Source organism: Protofrankia sp. Cr1, assembly GCF_963555865.1.
Lineage (GTDB): Bacteria > Actinomycetota > Actinomycetes > Frankiales > Frankiaceae > Protofrankia.
The window spans coordinates 1-1,186 of the sequence record NZ_CAUVXO010000152.1 but is presented as its reverse complement, the minus strand read 5'-3'; the positions used below and the strand labels follow the sequence as shown (position 1 = coordinate 1,186).

The window sequence follows — 1,186 nt, the reverse complement described above, 5'->3', positions numbered from 1 at the left end:
CAAGGAGACGCCGATGCCCATCGGTGAGGACGCGCTCGGTAATTACGCCTATCAGATCGAGATCCAAGGTGTGGCGATCGCCCAGTTCAAGGAGGTCTCCGGGCTGAGTGCGGAGATCCAGGTGATCGAGCACAAGGAGAACAAGAAGGGCGGCATCCCGGTCATCAAGAAACTGCCCGGAGCCCGCAAGTGGGGTGACATCCAGCTCAAACGGGGTAAGACCGATGATCCGGCCTGGTGGAAATGGATCAAACTTGTCCAGGAAGGAAAGATCGACGATGCCCGTAAGGATGGGTCGGTCGTCCTTTATGACTATCAGCGCGGCGAGAAGGTCCGGTTCAACTTCCGCAACGCCTGGCCGTCCAAGGTGAGCATCAGCAATCTTCAGGCCGGCGGGAGCGAGATCGCCATCGAGGAGGTCACGCTCGTCCACGAAGGGCTTGAGCTGGCATGACCACGGTGGCACCCACGGAGTCACCGCGCGGGCTGACGACCGAGTTCGCCTTCGAGCTTCCGCGTGGCTACGTGGACGACTCCGGTCAGCGCCACCGCGATGGAGTGATGCGGCTGGCGACCGCCCGTGACGAGATCATGCCGTTGCGCGACCCCAGGGTCCGGGACAACGAGGCATACCTGACCGTCCTGCTGCTGGCCCGGGTCATCACCCGGCTCGGCTCGGTCGGGGCCGTCACCCCGGCCGTGATCGAAGGACTGTTCGCCCCGGACCTCGCTTTCCTCCAGGACCTGTACCGGCGGATCAATCAGGAGGGCCACACCCACGCCGCCGTGACCTGTCCGTCGTGCAGCCATGCGTTCACCGTTGATGTGGCCGGTGATGCCCCGGGGGGATCCTGACGTACGCGGCCGACCGCCTGCTCGACGAGGTCGCGTACGTCGCCGCCTGCTTCCACTGGTCGCTGGCGGAAATCCTCGACCTCGAGCACCCCGACCGTCAGCACTTTCTCGCTGCGGCCCGGACCATGACCGACCAGCCGGTATCCGGAGAGGAGTAGCTGATGTGGGGACTTCCGTGGCGCCCACGGCAGCGCAGCGCCGCCGGGTCCGCGCAGCGGGCACCCGTGGCTGCCACGCCGGCCGCGGCGACCTCGGGATGGGAGGGGCTTGCGCCGATCACCCGCTCCGCCGGGCCGCATCCGGTCACGGCCGATCCGGTCGGTTTCGCGCG

At 66.4% G+C, this 1,186-nt stretch carries 2 protein-coding genes; both read left to right on the top strand.

Features of this window, described 5'->3' with window-relative positions:
* A partial coding sequence (locus tag U9980_RS13735) for a phage tail protein (protein WP_322768266.1) occupies positions 1-454 on the top strand: 454 nt, incomplete at its 5' end.
* Positions 451-855, top strand: a complete 405-nt coding sequence (locus U9980_RS13730; RefSeq protein ID WP_322749274.1) for a hypothetical protein — start codon at positions 451-453, stop codon at positions 853-855. The genes U9980_RS13735 and U9980_RS13730, both read left to right, overlap by 4 nt.
* The last annotated feature ends 331 nt before the right edge of the window (positions 856-1,186 follow it).